This window comes from Mesorhizobium sp. CA16, assembly GCF_020165175.1.
Lineage (GTDB): Bacteria > Pseudomonadota > Alphaproteobacteria > Rhizobiales > Rhizobiaceae > Mesorhizobium.
The window spans coordinates 119,504-134,769 of sequence record NZ_JAIUHP010000010.1 but is presented as its reverse complement, the minus strand read 5'-3'; the positions used below and the strand labels follow the sequence as shown (position 1 = coordinate 134,769).

At 64.2% G+C, this 15,266-nt stretch carries 13 protein-coding genes; 4 read left to right on the top strand and 9 right to left on the bottom strand.

Translation table 11 applies throughout. The features are described 5' to 3' along the window. Nucleotides 1-3: 3 nt before the first annotated feature. Both LB525_RS16010 and LB525_RS16005 read left to right on the top strand, forming a co-directional pair. Entirely contained in the window at nt 4-1,410 is a 1,407-nt protein-coding gene (locus LB525_RS16010) for a glutamine synthetase family protein (RefSeq protein WP_224545333.1), read from the top strand. Then, nucleotides 1,400-2,233, top strand: a complete 834-nt coding sequence (locus LB525_RS16005) for a UdgX family uracil-DNA binding protein (protein WP_224545332.1) — start codon at nt 1,400-1,402, stop codon at nt 2,231-2,233. Before LB525_RS16010 ends, LB525_RS16005 begins: the two co-directional genes overlap by 11 nt. Before the next feature lie 262 nt (nt 2,234-2,495). Here LB525_RS16005 and LB525_RS16000 read toward each other — a convergent pair whose 3' ends face one another. From LB525_RS16000 to LB525_RS15985, 4 genes are all read right to left on the bottom strand, one after another. Further along, nucleotides 2,496-3,755 carry a glycerate kinase gene (locus tag LB525_RS16000; protein WP_224545331.1) on the bottom strand — a complete coding sequence of 420 codons (1,260 nt, stop codon included), beginning with the start codon at nt 3,753-3,755 and terminating at the stop codon, nt 2,496-2,498. Continuing rightward, nucleotides 3,752-4,255: a heme-degrading domain-containing protein gene (locus LB525_RS15995; RefSeq protein WP_224545330.1), complete on the bottom strand. Its 504-nt coding sequence runs from the start codon at nt 4,253-4,255 to the stop codon at nt 3,752-3,754. The genes LB525_RS16000 and LB525_RS15995 overlap by 4 nt, the downstream gene beginning before the upstream one ends. Before the next feature lie 307 nt (nt 4,256-4,562). Beyond that, a complete protein-coding gene (gene guaD / locus LB525_RS15990) occupies nt 4,563-5,879 on the bottom strand; it encodes a guanine deaminase (protein ID WP_224545329.1) in 1,317 nt (438 codons plus the stop codon). Between the two features lie 2 nt (nt 5,880-5,881). After that, nucleotides 5,882-7,108, bottom strand: coding sequence for a urate hydroxylase PuuD (locus LB525_RS15985; protein ID WP_224545328.1), 1,227 nt, complete (start codon nt 7,106-7,108; stop codon nt 5,882-5,884). Between the two features lie 276 nt (nt 7,109-7,384). Here LB525_RS15985 and LB525_RS15980 point away from each other — a divergent pair, with 276 nt between their 5' ends. Next, nucleotides 7,385-8,305: a LysR family transcriptional regulator gene (locus tag LB525_RS15980; protein ID WP_140844725.1), complete on the top strand. Its 921-nt coding sequence runs from the start codon at nt 7,385-7,387 to the stop codon at nt 8,303-8,305. Between the two features lie 89 nt (nt 8,306-8,394). Here the strand turns inward: LB525_RS15980 and LB525_RS15975 are convergent, their stop codons facing one another. Beyond that, a complete protein-coding gene (locus LB525_RS15975) occupies nt 8,395-9,225 on the bottom strand; it encodes a PhzF family phenazine biosynthesis protein (RefSeq protein ID WP_224545327.1) in 831 nt (276 codons plus the stop codon). Nucleotides 9,226-9,450: 225 nt separating this feature from the next. Between LB525_RS15975 and dps the strand changes: the two genes are divergently transcribed. Beyond that, entirely contained in the window at nt 9,451-9,939 is a 489-nt protein-coding gene (gene dps / locus LB525_RS15970) for a DNA starvation/stationary phase protection protein Dps (RefSeq protein WP_224545326.1), read from the top strand. Nucleotides 9,940-9,967: 28 nt separating this feature from the next. Here dps and xdhC read toward each other — a convergent pair whose 3' ends face one another. Genes xdhC through uraH form a run of 4 tightly spaced genes read right to left on the bottom strand, consistent with a single transcriptional unit; the run spans nt 9,968 to nt 15,140 of the window. Further along, nucleotides 9,968-10,870, bottom strand: coding sequence for a xanthine dehydrogenase accessory protein XdhC (gene xdhC, locus LB525_RS15965; protein WP_224545325.1), 903 nt, complete (start codon nt 10,868-10,870; stop codon nt 9,968-9,970). Between the two features lie 53 nt (nt 10,871-10,923). After that, nucleotides 10,924-13,287 (bottom strand): xanthine dehydrogenase molybdopterin binding subunit, encoded by a 2,364-nt coding sequence (gene xdhB, locus LB525_RS15960; protein ID WP_224545324.1) that lies wholly within the window; start codon nt 13,285-13,287, stop codon nt 10,924-10,926. Continuing rightward, on the bottom strand, nt 13,287-14,762 hold the full coding sequence (xdhA, locus tag LB525_RS15955) for a xanthine dehydrogenase small subunit (protein WP_224545323.1): 1,476 nt from the start codon (nt 14,760-14,762) through the stop codon (nt 13,287-13,289). The genes xdhB and xdhA overlap by 1 nt, the downstream gene beginning before the upstream one ends. Nucleotides 14,763-14,765: 3 nt before the next feature. Then, nucleotides 14,766-15,140, bottom strand: a complete 375-nt coding sequence (gene uraH, locus LB525_RS15950) for a hydroxyisourate hydrolase (protein ID WP_224545322.1) — start codon at nt 15,138-15,140, stop codon at nt 14,766-14,768. Nucleotides 15,141-15,266: the final 126 nt, after the last annotated feature.

Sequence of the window (15,266 nt, the reverse complement as noted above, 5' to 3'; positions counted from 1 at the left end):
GCGATGGACAATCTGAACGCCGCTACCACCTCCCCTTCCGGCTCGGCTCCCGCCGAGGCGAAGGCGTTTCTCGATGCGCATCCCGAGATCGAGGCGTTCGACATCGTGCTCACCGACGCCAACGGCATCGGCCGCGGCAAGATCGTGCGCCGGCACGAGCTGATGGGCATTTTCGAGAACGGCCGGCATCTGCCGATCTCGATCCTCGGCCTCGACATCACCGGCGAGGATGTGCATGAAACCGGGCTGGTGTGGGACACCGGCGACGGCGATCTCAGGGCATGGCCGATCCCCGGCACGCTGGTCCCGCTCTTCGGCACCAACCCGCCGCGCGGCCAGGTGCTGATGTCGATGCACCATCTCGACGGCCAGCCGATGACCTCCGACCCGCGGCTAGTGCTGGCAAGGCAGGTGGAACTGCTGGCGGCACGCGGCCTGCATCCGGCCGGCGCCTTCGAGCTTGAGTTTTTCCTGCTGTCCAATGAGCGCGACGCGGATGGCAAGGTTCAGCCTGCCCGCGCGGTGCTCGACGGCCGCCGCTCGGCCAAGACCGAGGTCTATTCGGTCGACCATCTGCATGGCATGGAGCCGCTGTTTTCCGACATCTACGCAGCCGCGAGGGCGCAAGGCATTCCAGCCGAGACGGTGATTTCCGAATACGCGCCGGGCCAGTACGAACTGACGCTCAACTACCGCAGGGACGTGATGAGGGCGGCCGATGATCTCGTCATGCTGAAGCGGCTGGTGCGGGCGCAGGCGCGGCGGCACGGCGTCACCGCCTGCTTCATGGCCAAACCCATCGAGGCCTATGCCGGATCGGGCATGCATTTCCATGTCTCGCTGCAAGACGATGGCGGCCGCAACGTCTTCACCGAGGCAGCCGGCGAGAAATGGTCGCTAAGCCTGCTCAACGCGCTTGGCGGCCTCATCCACACCATGGCGGAATCCATGCTGGTGTTTGCGCCGCACGCCAATTCATGGCGCCGCTTCGTCTCGCAATCCTATGCCCCCGTGGCGCCCAGTTGGGGCGTCAACAACCGCTCGGTGGCGCTGCGCGTGCCGGCGGGCGACGCCAGGAACCGCCGCATCGAGCACCGGCCGTCGGGCGTCGACGCGAATCCGTACCTTGTCGCCGCAACGGTGCTGGCCGGCATCGTCAAGGGCCTGGACGAGGGTCTGGACCCTGGCCTCGAGACGACCGGGAACGGCTATGAACAGGCAACGGAGAAATCGAGCATGCCCGCCGACTGGCGCGCCGCAATCGAAGCGGCCAGAGGCTCCGATTTCCTGAAGTCGGCGCTCGGCCCCGACCTGCACCGAACCTTCGTGGCGATCAAGCAGGCGGAATATCTGCGCGTGGCACGCACCGTCAGCGAGCTGGACTATCATCTCTACCTGCATGAGGTTTGAGCACAGGGCCCGACAGGCGCGGCGATCACGTTTTGCCAACGACAGGAGATGCCGAAGAAAATATTGGCGGAACCTTCCCGTGGCCTCGCTCATTCCAGATTTGACAGCAGGAGCAGACAGAGCCGCGTCAGAGATGATCGACCGGATGCCAACCACCCCAGTACCGCGCCATGCCAAGGTGAAGGCCAGGCATTGGCCGACGCCCGAGCCGGCCGATGTGGTGGCGCCTGAAGCCGACGATATTCCGGAGTTGCGCGAAGAGGCGAAAGGCTGCCGCCGCTGCCCGCTTTGGCATGACGCAACGCAGACCGTGTTCGGCGAAGGACCGGAAAGTGCGGACGTGGTCTTCGTCGGCGAACAGCCAGGCGATCAGGAGGATCTGGCCGGCAAACCATTTGTCGGCCCGGCCGGCAGAATATTCGACAGCATCCTGGACGACGCCGAAATCGATCGCCGCAAGGTCTATGTGACCAATGCGGTCAAACACTTCAAATTCGAGCCGCGCGGCAAGCGGCGCATCCATTCGAAGCCCAATGCCGGCGAAATCCAGGCCTGCCGCTGGTGGCTGGACAAGGAGCTCGACCTCGTCAAGCCGAACCTCGTGGTGGCGCTCGGCGCGACGGCGGCGCAGTCGCTGCTCGGCAAGGCCGTGCCGATCACCAAGATGCGCGGCGATGTGATCGAGCGCGAGGATGGCTTGCGCGTGTTTGTGACCATCCACCCCTCCTTCATCCTGCGCATCCGCGATCATGAGGACAAGGAGGCGGAGCGGGACCGGTTTTTGCAGGATATGCGGAAGGTGAAGAGGCTGATGGGGGCGTGATCAATTTAGGCGCCCGAACAAACCTCGCGTAGACGCACGTATCCTGCGACTTAGGAGATTGGCCGAAACGTCGCTTCGTCATCCACGGGCGGAGCAAGGAGCGAAGCGACGCGCGCAGACCCGAGGATCCATTCCGTGACATACGAGCGCCGCAACGGTGCGCTGCATCCTACGGCTCAGGTCACGGAATGGATTCCAGGGTCTTCGCGACGGAGCTTCGCTCCTGCTTCGCCCTGGAATGACGACGTCAGCGCTTATCGCGCTACCTAACCAGAATCGCCCTCAGATCATTCACATTCGTGCCGGTCGGCCCCGGGACGAACAAATCTCCGACCGCATTGAAGGCCGTCCAGGCATTGTTGCCAGCGAGCATCGCCTTGGCGTCGACGCCTGTTGCGCGCATGCGCGCCACGGTCGAGCCGTCGGCGAAGGCGCCGGCATTGTTCTCCGAGCCGTCGATGCCATCGGTGTCGGCAGCCAAGGCATCGATGCCATTCACGCCGTCGATGCCGATGGCCAAGGCGAGCAGGAATTCGGAATTGCGGCCGCCCTTGCCCTTGGCGCGCAATGTCACCGTCGTCTCGCCGCCGGAGAGGATCAGCACCGGCTTTGCGAACGGGCGATTGCGCGTCGCCACCTCGCGGGCGATCGCGGCGTGCACGCCACCGACCTCACGCGCTTCGCCTTCGATGGCATCCGAAAGGATGACAGCCTCGATGCCTTGCCGCTTCGCTTCGGCGGCAGCGGCTTCCAGAGAGACGCCGGCCGAGGCGGTCAGGTGCACTTCGTTGCCGCCGAAGCGTGGATCGTCGGGGCGCGGCGCGTCCGCGGCCGGAGACTGGATATGTGCCATGACCGAGGCCGGCAGCTTCATGCCGTAGGCGGCGATCGAGGCCAGCGCATCCGCGCGGCTGCCGGTGTCGGGAACGGTCGGTCCCGATGCGACCAGCGCCGGATTGTCGCCCGGGATATCGGAAACGACCAGCGACACCACCCTCGCAGGATGGGCAGCGGCGGCCAGGCGTCCGCCCTTGATGGTCGAGACATGCTTGCGGATGGTGTTCATCGCCGCGATCGGCGCGCCGGAGGCAAGCAGCGCCTCGTTGACGGCGATCTCGTCAGCAAGCGTCAGCCCCGGAGCCGGCGACGGCAGCAAGGCCGAGCCGCCGCCGGAAATCAGCGCCACGACCAGATCGTCCGAAGTCAGCCCACGCACTTTCTCCAGCAGCCGGCGCGACGCCTCGAGACCGGCGGCATCCGGCACCGGGTGCGCCGCTTCGATGATCTCGATGCGCTCGCACCTGGCGCCATAACCGTAGCGGGTGACGACTAGGCCATCGATGGGACCATCCCAGACCTTCTCGAAGGCCGCCGCCATCTGCGCCGAGCCTTTTCCCGCGCCAATGACGACGGTGCGGCCCTTCGGCTTCGCCGGCAAATGATTCCGGATCGTCTTTTCCGGGTCGGCGGCGGCGACGGCGGCGTTGAAGATCGATGTGAGGAAGCTTTTCGGGTCGGTCATTTTTCTTCCGGCCGCAGCGCAAGCCCGCTCGCATCGATGCCAAGATGGGCGCACAGCGCGTCGACCACGACGCCGTGGTCCTCGCGCTCGGGCAGGCCCGAAACGGCGATGACGCCGATCACCCCGGCGCCCTTCACCGTGACCGGAAAGCCGCCGCCGGCGAGCACATAATCGGCAATGTCGAGCGCTTCCCCGACCTTGAAAGTGCGGTCCGGGCGCTGCTGCTCAAGCACCAGGCGATAGGTGCTTCTGAGATAGCGCTTCACGACGTTGATCTTGCGCCGCGCCCAATCGGGATTGGAGGCGTTGGAACCCGGCATGGCGGCATAGAAGAGCGGCCGGTCGAAAGTCCTGATGTCGACAATGATCGGAAGATCTTCCTTCAGTGCCCGATCCCTGATGGCAGAGCCGATCTCGAAGGCGACGGCCTCGTCGAAGGCGGGGAAGACCAGCGTGGCTTCCTGTTTCTTGATCAGAGCGATGTCGTCGGCGGTGGCCATGTCTCTTTCTCCGAAAATCGACACCGTCGTTTGTACGACAAGCTCTGTCTGGTCAAGCACTCGTCGCGGGCGCGCCAGGGTCGACCCCCACTCCGTCGAGCTTCGCTCGACACCTCTCCCCCGATCGACGGGGGAGAGGAAAGGCGCGAAGCGATTCAAGCTGGCGCCTTTCCAGTTGGCCCCTTTCCTTTCCCTCCGGAGGGGGGAGAGGTGGCGCCGCGAAGCGGCGACGGAGTGGGGGAACCACTTGGCAACCAGGCGCAGTCATCATCTTGCCCTACTCGAAGATCTACCCCATTGTCGGGACTTATCCCGCCACAATCGCGCTCTTCGCCGGCCGCCCCGCCACATAGACCTCGCGCACGGCACGATCGTCGCCCAGCGTCTGCAGCAGGAAGAGCTCTTCCGCCAGCGTCTCCACAGTCTCCATCCTGAGCCGCATGCCCGGCGTGGCATGAGCATCGAGCACGACGATGTCGGCATCGGTGCCTTCGTCCAGCGTGCCGACCTTGTCGGCCACGGACAGCGCCTCGGCATTGCCGAGCGTCAGCTGCCAGAAGGACTGGAACGGGTTGAGCTTCTCGCCATTCAGCGCGATCACCTTGTAGCCTTCATCCATGGTGCGCAGCATCGAATAGTTGGTGCCGCCGCCGACATCCGTGGCCGCGGCGATCCTGAGCGGCTTCTCGCGCCGGCGGTAACGCTGATAATCGAACAGGCCGGAGCCGAGGAAGAGATTGGAGGTCGGACAAAACACCGCCACCGAACCCGACTGCGACAGCGCGTCGGCCTCGCGTTCCGACAGATGGATGCAGTGGCCGAACAGGCTCTTTTTGCCGAGCAAGCCGTAATGTTCATAGACGTCGGTATAGTCGCGCGACCAAGGGTAGAGCTCCTGGGTGAAGGCGATCTCGGCGTGGTTTTCCGACAGGTGCGTCTGCATGTGGAGATCGGGATGCTCACGGCAGAGCACGCCGGCCATTTCCATCTGCTCGGGCGAGGACGTGATGGCGAAGCGCGGCGTGATTGCATAGAGCTGGCGGCCCTTGCCGTGCCATTCGGCGATCACGGCCTTCGTATCGTCATAGCCGGTCTGCGGCGTGTCGAGTACGCCGTCGGGCGCATTGCGGTCCATCATCACCTTGCCGGCGATGTTGAGCATGTTGCGCTCATGCGACTCGGCAAAGAAGGCTTCCGCCGACGATCTGTGCACGGAGCAATAGGCGGCGACCGTCGTCGTGCCGTGGCGCAGCATCTCGTCAAGGAACAGCCGCGCGATGCGGCGGCCATGCTGCGCGTTCTGGAACTTCTCCTCTTCCGGAAAAGTGTATTTGTTCAACCAGTCGAGCAGCTCGGCACCGTAGGAGGCGATGATCTGCATCTGCGGCACATGAACGTGGGCGTCGAGGAAACCCGGCAGAATCAGATGCGGACGATGGTCGATCGTCTCGACGCCGGCGCCCGCCTTCTTCGCGACCTCGGCATAGGAGCCGGCGGCGACGATCCTGCCGTTCTCGATCAGCAGCCCGCCATCTTCCTCGTAGCGCCAGGCGGACTGGTCATCGATCGCTTCGGGCCAACGCAGGAAGGAGAGCGTGCGGCCGCGCAGAATTTTCGCTGTCATGCTTACTTTCCGGCGCCTTCGAACCAGGCGACCAGAAGGGCCCTTTCCTGGTCGGTGATCTGGGTGACGTTGGCGGGCGGCATGGCATGCGCCCGGCCAGCCTGGATGTAGATCTCGCGCGCATGCTCGGCGATGCGCTCATCAGTGTCGAGCAGCACGCCCTTCGGCGCATGATAGATGCCTTCATAGACCGGCTCCTTCGTATGGCACATCGAGCAGCGGCCAAGCACGGTGTCGCGCACGGCCGGGAAATGCGCCGAGGCGATGTAGACCTGCGCGGCGGCGGATGCGGCGGAGATCTTTGGCTCGCCGGTCAGCACCTTCGGCACGGTCGACAGCCAGATGATGATCATGAACAGCACGGCGGCGCCCAGCCAGGTCCAGGTCGGGTTGCCCTTCCTTGCATGCACGGTGTTGAAATAGTGCCGGATCAGAACGCCGATGATGAAGACCAGCGAAGCGATGACCCAGTTGAACTCAGTGCCGAAGGCCAGCGGGTAGTGGTTCGACAGCATCAGGAACAGGACCGGCAAAGTCAGATAGTTGTTGTGCAGCGAGCGCTGCTTGGCGATCTTGCCGTATTTCGGGTCCGGCTTGCGGCCGGCGATCAGGTCGGCGACGACGATCTTCTGGTTGGGGATGATGACCATGAAGACATTGGCCGACATGATGGTGGCGGTGATGGCGCCAAGATGCAGGAAGGCGGCGCGGCCGGTGAAAAGATGCGTCAGCCCCCAGGCGATGAACACCAGCACGCAATAGAGCACCAGCATCAGCCCGGTGTCGCTTTTGCCGAGCGGCGAGCGGCAGAGCAGGTCGTAGACAATCCAGCCGGCGCCGATGGTGGCCAGCGACAAGAGGATGCCGACCGGCACCGAGATGTTGAGCACGTTGGGATCGATCAGGAAGAGATCGGCCCCGGCGTAATAGACCACGCAGAGCATGGCGAAGCCCGACAGCCAAGTGGCGTAGGATTCCCATTTGAACCAGGTGAGGTGCTCCGGCATCTCGGCCGGCGCCACCAAATATTTCTGGATGTGGTAGAAGCCGCCGCCATGCACCTGCCACTCCTCACCGAAGGCTCCGGCGGGCAGGCCGGGCCGCTGGCGCAGGCCGAGGTCGAGGGCGACGAAATAGAAAGACGAGCCGATCCAGGCGATGCCGGTGATGACGTGCAGCCAGCGGACCGCGAAGCTCAGCCAGTCCCAGAAAATCGCGAAATCCATCATTGCACTCGTCCCTGCCGATGAGAGCGACTTTACGGTCTGGCGCGCAAACGAAAAGAGGCGAGGTGCGCGATGACTTTCAAAAAAAAATGGAAAATACTAGGGTTGCCTAAGGTGTGTGAGGATTCAGGTCAGGCCGAGCCGAAAACGGCGGGTTTCGAGAACCGGAGCGGAGCGTAGTTGAAGTACGTGAGCACCGGAAGCGTAGGAACCCGGCGTTTGCAGGCCGGCATCAGCTGAATCTCCACACACCTTCGCGCAGCCGCTTGAGAGCCACACATGGCCTATCTCGACAACATCGCTGTCTTCGTTCGTGTCGTCGAGCTCGGCAATCTTTCGGCGGCGGGGCGCGACATGCGCATTTCGCCGGCGGTCGCCTCCAACCGCATCAAGGAACTGGAGAAACATCTTGGGGTGCGGCTGTTCAACCGTACGACAAGACAGTTGATGCCGACCGAGCATGGCACGGTGTTCTACACCGGCGCCAAGCAGGTGCTGGACGCGATCACCGAGGCGGAGGCGGCGGTCGCCGCGCTCTCCGGCCAGCCACGCGGGACCATCAGGGTTACGGCGCCGCTCGGCCTCGGCCGGAGGCTGATCGCGTCAGGCATTCCGGACTTCCACGACAAATATCCCGATATCGAGGTGAGGCTTCGGCTCTCCGACCACAATGTCGATATCATGAAGGAAGGCATCGATGTCGCCTTCCGGCTCGGCATCATCGAGGATTCGAGCCTCAGGATGCGCGGCATCATGGAATGCGAGCGCGTGCTGGTGGCGGCGCCGAAATACCTGGAAGCGCGCGGCGAGCCGACCGAGGCGCAGGAGCTGATCGGTAAAAAGCACGACTGCCTGATGCTGCGCTATGCCGGCGCGCGCGAATATGTCTGGACGCTGCAGACGCCGAACGGACCGCAGAAATTCGAGGTGCACGGTCCCTATGACACCGACGACGGCGATGTTCTGACCGGCTGGGCACTATCGGGGCGCGGCATCATCAACAAGCCGCGCTTCGAGGTCGAGCCGTTCATCCGCGACCGGCGGCTGAAGGTGATCCTGCCCCAGGCGCCGCCGACGCCGGTGCAGTTCGCCGCCGTCTATCCGCACAAGAAGCTGCAGGATCCGAAGGTGCGGCTGCTGCTCGACTTCATGGCCGAGCGCTGCCAGCGGCTGATCAAGGACCTTCTGGCCGGGAAGTAACGGCCGGTGGCGTCGCCATTCCAGACGGAAGGCTACGGCGAAAGGCGCCGGGCCTAGCCGCGGCGCATTTTTCCTGGAATTGCTTCGGATCAGTCCATTAGCCTGGCCGTTCCGGACACCCTGATCGAGCTGCCCGGCGCCGGCGGAATGTCGGCATGAAGGCGCGAGCGCATGCCCATGTCTTCGCCCTGGACGATGTCGATGGCGCCGCCATGCGGCCAGCCGAGATCGCGCAGGTAGCCGGCAAAGGCAGCGGTCGCGGCGCCCGTCGCCGGATCCTCGTACACGCCGCCGGACGCGAAGGGATTGCGGGTGTGAAAGAGGCGCGGCGTTTCGGCATAGGCGAGGAGGATGGTGACAAGGCCTTCCCGCCGCATGAAGGCCTGGCCTCGCTTCAAGTCATAGGCCATGGCCGCCAACGCCTGGCGCGACTTCAGCGCCAGCACGAGATGATCGGCGCCGCCATGGATGAGCGCCGGCGGAATGGCGGGATCGAGATCGCCCGGCTCATAGCCAAACAAGGCGAGAGCCTCCTCGACGAGTTCGGCCGACGCAGGCCTGCTGCGCGTCGGTGGGGACTGCAAGGCGGCGGCGAAGTTTGCGCCATCACGAAACCCTTCGACGGTGATCTCCGCCTGGTTGAGGGTCAGCCTGAAAATGCCGTCGCCGAATTTCCTGACCAGCGCCGCGCCGAGCGCGATCGTGGCATGGCCGCAGAACGGCACTTCCGACTCCGGCGAAAAATAGCGCACGCGCCAGCCGTCGCCCTCGGGCGCCGCGAAGGCAGTTTCGGAAAAACCGATTTCGGCCGCGACGCACTGCATGTCGGCCGCATCCGGCAAGGCCCCGCCCATCATCACTCCGGCGGGGTTGCCGCCGGTGTTCCCGTCCGAAAAGGCTGCGATCTTCAATACGTCCATGTTCCTGACCCCGGTATCCGTGAGGCGCAACAAACACGTTTCGCGCCACTTTGGGAAATGAGGAAAGCAGCAAGCAGCGGTGAGCGCCAGTCACACCTGCAATCGGGGATGGCGCCCCTCGATCCAACGCGGAACGAAATTCTGGTCATCGCCGTTCTGACGATTGGCGGTCGCTCGGGCCGCCTTCAGCTTTCATCATGCGACGCAGCGGGACAGGAGCCGACCATGGACGCCATCGTCACCAAGAACGACCTCAAATCCGATGCCAAGAAGGAATCGATCGATCTGCTCAACGCCAGGCTTGCCGACGCCATCGACCTGGCGCTGATCACCAAACAGGCGCATTGGAACGTCAAGGGCCCGCAATTTATCGCCATCCACGAGATGCTGGACAAATTCCGCGAGGAGATCGACGGCCATGTCGACATTATCGCCGAGCGCGCCGTGCAGCTCGGCGGCACCGCGCACGGCACCTCGCAGGAAGTGTCGAAGGCGACGAGGCTAAAATCCTATCCGACCGACATCCACAAGACCAAGGATCATCTGGCGGCGTTGATCGACCGCTATGCCACGGCCGCCAAGCTGACCCGCGAAGCAATCGACGAGGCCGACGACGCCGGCGATCGCGATACGGCGGACATCTTCACCGCCTATTCGCGCTCGCTCGACAAATTGCTGTGGTTCCTCGAGGCGCACACGCAGGAAAAGGAATAGCCAGCCTTTCCTTGCGCGGCCGGTTGAATCAGCCGGCCATCGCCTTGTCGGCGCTGGCTGAGCTTGGCGCTTCCGCGGCGTGCGACACCAGCGCCGTCATGATCTCTGCGGCGGCGAGCGCTGCGATCACCGGCGGGCGCTTGTCCTTCACCGCATTGCCGCCGATCGGCGAAACGAGCCGGCCGAACTGTGCTTCGCTGCCCTCGGCGGATCTCAGGAACCAGTTCCTGAAGGTTGCCTTTTTGGTCTTCGAGCCGATCATGCCGACATAGGCGCTGTCGTCGCGCTTCAGCGCCTCGGCGACGATCAGGAAATCCAGCGCATGATCATGGGTCAGGATAGCGAAGGCCGATCCCGCCGGCGCCTCGCGCACCACGGCTTCGGGCAACGATGTCAGCCGCGTCTCCACCGTTTCCGGCATGCCTTCCAGCGCCTCGGCGCGGGTCTCGACGACGAAGACATGGATCGGCAGCAGCGCCAGCGAAGCTGCCAATGCCTGACCGACATGGCCGCCGCCGAACAGATAGACATGCGGCAGACGCGCCTCTTCCGATTCAGCGTTGGCGATCAGCTGCTGCTCCAGCGAAGCATCGACGAGGCGGATCGACACCTCGACGCGGCCGCCGCAGCATTGGCCGATTTCCGGCCCGAGCGGAACGTCCAGCGTTGCGCAGATCTCATCGACCTCGATACGGGCTTCACCGGCCGGAGATCGCGACCGCTGCCCTGCATTCAATACCTGCCGCGCCTTGTCGATCGCCATATATTCGAGCTGACCGCCGCCGATGGTGCCGAAAATCGACGATGCCGAGACAAGCATGAAGGCACCGGCTTCGCGCGGCGTCGAACCCTTCGTCGCCGCCACTTCAACCAACGCACCTTGGCCGACCCGGCCGAGGAATTCCTTCAGCTGTTGCGCTTTCGAGTTCATCGTCTGCATTTCCACTTGGGAAATATAGGGTTTTTCGGCCCGAATTGCACGTTTTAAGCCGGCTTCGCGGCTTCCCGTTTCAACCTCTCGATCGCCATCAGCACCCGTTCCGGCGTCGCCGGAGCATCGAGACGTGGACAGATCTTGTGACCGGCAACGCTCGCCACGGCGTCCGACAGCGCATGCAGCACCGACATGCCGTGCGGCAGCGGCGGCTCGCCTACAGCCTTGGAGCGGTGGATGGTCGGCTCATAGGCCGAGGACCAGTCAGTCAGCTTGACGTTGAAGATTTTCGGACGGTCGGAAGCGAGCGGGATCTTGTAGGTCGACGGCGCATGCGTGCGCAGCCGGCCGCTGTCGTCCCACCAAAGCTCCTCCGTCGTCAGCCAGCCCATGCCCTGGATGAAGCCGCCCTCGACCTGGCCGAGGTCGATCGCCCGGTTCAGCGAACGGCCAGCGTCGTGCAGGATATCGGTGCGCTCGACGACATATTCGCCGGTCAGCGTGTCAACCGAGACCTCCGAGCAGGCCGCGCCATAGGCGTAATAGTAGAAGGCATGGCCGCGGCCCTTGCTGCGGTCCCAATGGATCTTCGGCGTCTTGTAGAAACCGGCGGCCGAGAGCTGGATGCGATTGATATAGGCCTGCTTGACCAGATCGTTGAAGGCCACTTCCTGGTTGCCGATGCGCACCCGGTTGGGCAGGAACACGACCTGATCGTGCGGCACCTGATACTTGTCGGCGGCGAAATCGGTCAGCCGCTTGCGGATCTGGCGAGCGGCGTCCTGCGCCGCCATGCCGTTGAGGTCGGCGCCGGACGATGCGGCCGTCGGCGAGGTGTTCGGCACCTTGGCGGTGGTGGTGGCGGTGATCTTGACCCGGTCGAGGTCTATCTGGAACTCCTCGGCCACGACCTGCGCCACCTTGAGGTGCAGGCCCTGGCCCATCTCGGTGCCGCCATGGTTCATATGGACGGAGCCGTCGGCATAGACATGCACCAGCGCGCCGGCCTGGTTCGCCTCCGTCTTGGTGAAGGAGATGCCGAACTTCACCGGAGTCAGCGCCAGTCCGCGCTTGATGAAGCGGCTGTTGTTGTTGAAGGCGCTGATCTCGCGGCGTCGCCGCGCATAGTTGGCGCTTGCCTCCAGCTCGGCCACGATGCGCTGGATGATGCAGTCCTCGACCTTTTGATGGTATGGCGTGACGCTGCGCTCGCCGATCGCCTCCATCGGATCGTAGAAATTCAGCTTGCGGATCTCGAGCGAGTCCTTGCCGACGGCGAAGGCAACCTCGTCGATGACGCGCTCCGCGCCGACCATGCCTTGTGGACCGCCGAAGCCGCGGAAGGCGGTGTTGGAGACGGTGTTGGTGTAGAGCGGCGCCGATTTCGCATGCACCGCAGGATAGAAATAGGCGTTGTCGCAGTGGAACAGCGCGCGGTCGCCGACCGGACCGGAGAGGTCGGCGGAGAACCCGCAGCGCAGCGCATAGGTGAAATCGACGCCCAGGATATTACCCTCGTCATCGAAGCCGACCTCGTAGTCGATGGCGAAGTCGTGCCGCTTGCCGGTGGCGGTCATGTCCTCGTCGCGGTCGAGCCGGATCTTCACCGCGCGCTTCAGCTTCTTGGCGGCGATCGCCGCGATGGCCGCGCACTGGTTGGCCTGCGTCTCCTTGCCGCCGAAGCCGCCGCCCATGCGGCGCACTTCGACTGTCACCGCATGGCTCGGCACGCCGAGCGCATGGGCGACCAGATGCTGCGTCTCGCTCGGGCCCTGCGTCGAGCAATAGACGACGACCTCGTCGTCCTCGCCGGGGATCGCAAGAGAAACCTGGCCTTCGAGATAGAAATGATCCTGGCCGCCGAGCCACATGCGGTTCTTGATGCGGCGCGGGGCGGCGGCGATCGCCGCGGCCGCATCGCCGCGCTTCAGGATCAGCGGCGTGGTGACCTGCTTGTCGTTGACCGGGTCGAGGTTCCAGATGTCGATGACGGCCGGAAGCTCGTCATACTCGATTTTTGCGAGACGCGCCGCGCGGCGCGCTTCCTCACGCGTCTCGGCAACCACGGCGAAAATCGGCTGGCCGTAAAACTCAACCTTGCCTTCGGCGAGCACCGGATCGTCATGCATGTTGCTCGGCGAAACATCGTTCTCGCCGGGCACGTCGGCATGGGTCAGCACGTCGACGACGCCCGGGGCTGAGCGCACGGCCGACAGGTCGACGCTTTTCAGCGTGCCGTGCGCGATCTTGGAGAGGCCGAGGCCGATATGCAGCGTGCCGGCAGGCTCCGGCATGTCGTCTATATAGACGGCCGCGCCGCTGACATGCTTGTGCGCGGAATCGTGCCGCTGGTCGGTGGCGACACCGCCGACGATTTTTTCCGCCTTGAGGTTCGGGGTGGCGTGCTTGTTCATCAGGCCGCCTCGTTGCGCGAGACCTGGAACAGCGCTTTCGTTCCGGTCGTCTCGATATAGAAGCGCAGCAGAAGGTTCTTTGCCGCCAGCGCCCGGTATTCGGCGGTCGCGCGCATGTCGGTCAGCGGCGTGAAGTCGCTGGCGTATTCGGCCATCGCGGCCTCCACCGTCGCTTCACTCCAGGTTTTGCCAACAAGCGCCTTTTCGACTGCCGCGGCGCGCTTCGGCGTCGCCGCCATGCCGCCATAGGCGATGCGGATGTCGGCTACCGCGCCATCCTTGGCCAAGGTCAGGTAGAATGCCCCGAGCGTCGCGGTGATATCCTCGTCGCGGCGCTTGGTGACCTTATAGACGGCAAACTTCGTGTCCTTTGCCGGCACCGGCACATGCACGGATTCGACGAATTCGCCAGGCTGACGGTCCTGCTTGCCATAGGCGATGAAGAAGGTTTCGAGCGGTATGGTGCGGCGGGCCTCGCCCTGGCGGAGCGTGAGCTGCGCGCCGAGCGCGATCAATGGCGGCGGCAAGTCGCCGATCGGCGAGCCGTTGGCGATGTTGCCGCCGATGGTGCCCATGTTGCGCACCTGTTCGCCGCCGATGCGGTCGACGAGCGGACCCAATGCCGGGATGCGCTTCGACAGCGTCTCGAAGGCTTCGGTGTAGGTCACGCCGGCGCTGATGGTGATGACGCCGTCTTTTTCCGAGGTCGTACGCAAGCCGTCGAGGCCGCCGATGAAGATCGCCGGCGAGATGTCGCGCATATGCTTGGTGACCCACAGGCCGACATCGGTCGAGCCGGCGACGATGGTGGCGCCAGGTTCCTTCTCGAGGAAGGCTGCGAAATCGTCGACGCTGGCCGGCACGATCAGCCGCGCCTTGCCCGACCCGATCTCGACCCTGGCGCCATCGCGCAGTGCCTTCAGCCGCGCGGTGATGTCGTCGCGCTCCACGGCCAGCGGATCCTTAGCCGCCCTGCCGTAGCTCGAAATGGCGTGCGCGGCGCGCATGATCGCCTCATAGCCGGTGCAGCGGCACAGATTGCCCTGCAGAGCCTTTTCGATCGCCGCGTTGGACGGGTCGGGCGTCTTCATCCACAGTCCGTAGAGCGACATAATGAAGCCCGGCGTGCAGAAGCCGCATTGCGAGCCGTGGAAATCGACCATCGCCTGCTGCACCGGATGCAGTTTTTCACCGTCGCCGCGCAGATGCTCCACGGTGACGACATGGGTGCCGTCGAGCGAGCCCACGAAGCGGATGCAGGCATTGACGCTTTCATAGACGAGACCTTCGGTGGAGAGCTTGCCGACCAGCACCGTGCAGGCGCCGCAATCGCCCTCGGCGCAGCCTTCCTTGGTGCCGCGCAGCGAGCGGTTGAGCCGCAGCCAGTCGAGCAAGGTCGCATCGGGCGCGACGTCTTTCAGCGCCACGTCGCTGCCGTTCAGGATGAAGCGTATTTCGTTGCGGGTCTCAGCCATGTCTCAGCTCCCCCGATAGGTCGAGTAGCCGTAAGGCGAAATCAAGAGCGGGACGTGGTAGTGCCGTGCTTCCGCCATGCCGAAGCGGATCGGCACGATGTCGAGGAAAGCAGGTTGCGGCAGGTCGATCCCCTGGCCGCGCAGATAGTCGCCGGCGGCGAAGACCAGCTCATATTCGCCGGTGCGGAAATCGGTGCCGGCAAGCAGCGGCGCGTCGCAGCGCCCGTCATCGTTGGTGGCGACGGTCTTGAGGTGCGTGCGGCCCTGGCCCTCGATGCGAAAAAGGCCTATCGACAGGCCCTTTGCAGGCTTGCCGGCCGCGGTGTCGAGCACATGGGTCGTCAGGCGCCCGCCATCGGCTTTCGACGTCTCTGCCACTGGCCGCCTCCCATCCCGGTTCAGTTTCAGGTCAATTGTGCGCCAATTAAAGGCTATGCATAAGCCCCGGTCGAGCGGAGCGTGGCAAAAAGCACTTTCAAAAATTTTCGGGGGAATGCATGCGCA

What these genes read in the sequence shown, in the direction of transcription:
- LB525_RS16010 (WP_224545333.1), top strand. Translation starts at nt 4, where the DNA reads ATGGACAATCTGAACGCCGCTACCACCTCCCCTTCCGGCTCGGCTCCC.
- LB525_RS16005 (WP_224545332.1), top strand. Translation starts at nt 1,400, where the DNA reads ATGAGGTTTGAGCACAGGGCCCGACAGGCGCGGCGATCACGTTTTGCC.
- LB525_RS16000 (WP_224545331.1), bottom strand. Translation starts at nt 3,755, where the DNA reads ATGACCGACCCGAAAAGCTTCCTCACATCGATCTTCAACGCCGCCGTC.
- LB525_RS15995 (WP_224545330.1), bottom strand. Translation starts at nt 4,255, where the DNA reads ATGGCCACCGCCGACGACATCGCTCTGATCAAGAAACAGGAAGCCACG.
- guaD (WP_224545329.1), bottom strand. Translation starts at nt 5,879, where the DNA reads ATGACAGCGAAAATTCTGCGCGGCCGCACGCTCTCCTTCCTGCGTTGG.
- LB525_RS15985 (WP_224545328.1), bottom strand. Translation starts at nt 7,108, where the DNA reads ATGATGGATTTCGCGATTTTCTGGGACTGGCTGAGCTTCGCGGTCCGC.
- LB525_RS15980 (WP_140844725.1), top strand. Translation starts at nt 7,385, where the DNA reads ATGGCCTATCTCGACAACATCGCTGTCTTCGTTCGTGTCGTCGAGCTC.
- LB525_RS15975 (WP_224545327.1), bottom strand. Translation starts at nt 9,225, where the DNA reads ATGGACGTATTGAAGATCGCAGCCTTTTCGGACGGGAACACCGGCGGC.
- dps (WP_224545326.1), top strand. Translation starts at nt 9,451, where the DNA reads ATGGACGCCATCGTCACCAAGAACGACCTCAAATCCGATGCCAAGAAG.
- xdhC (WP_224545325.1), bottom strand. Translation starts at nt 10,870, where the DNA reads ATGAACTCGAAAGCGCAACAGCTGAAGGAATTCCTCGGCCGGGTCGGC.
- xdhB (WP_224545324.1), bottom strand. Translation starts at nt 13,287, where the DNA reads ATGAACAAGCACGCCACCCCGAACCTCAAGGCGGAAAAAATCGTCGGC.
- xdhA (WP_224545323.1), bottom strand. Translation starts at nt 14,762, where the DNA reads ATGGCTGAGACCCGCAACGAAATACGCTTCATCCTGAACGGCAGCGAC.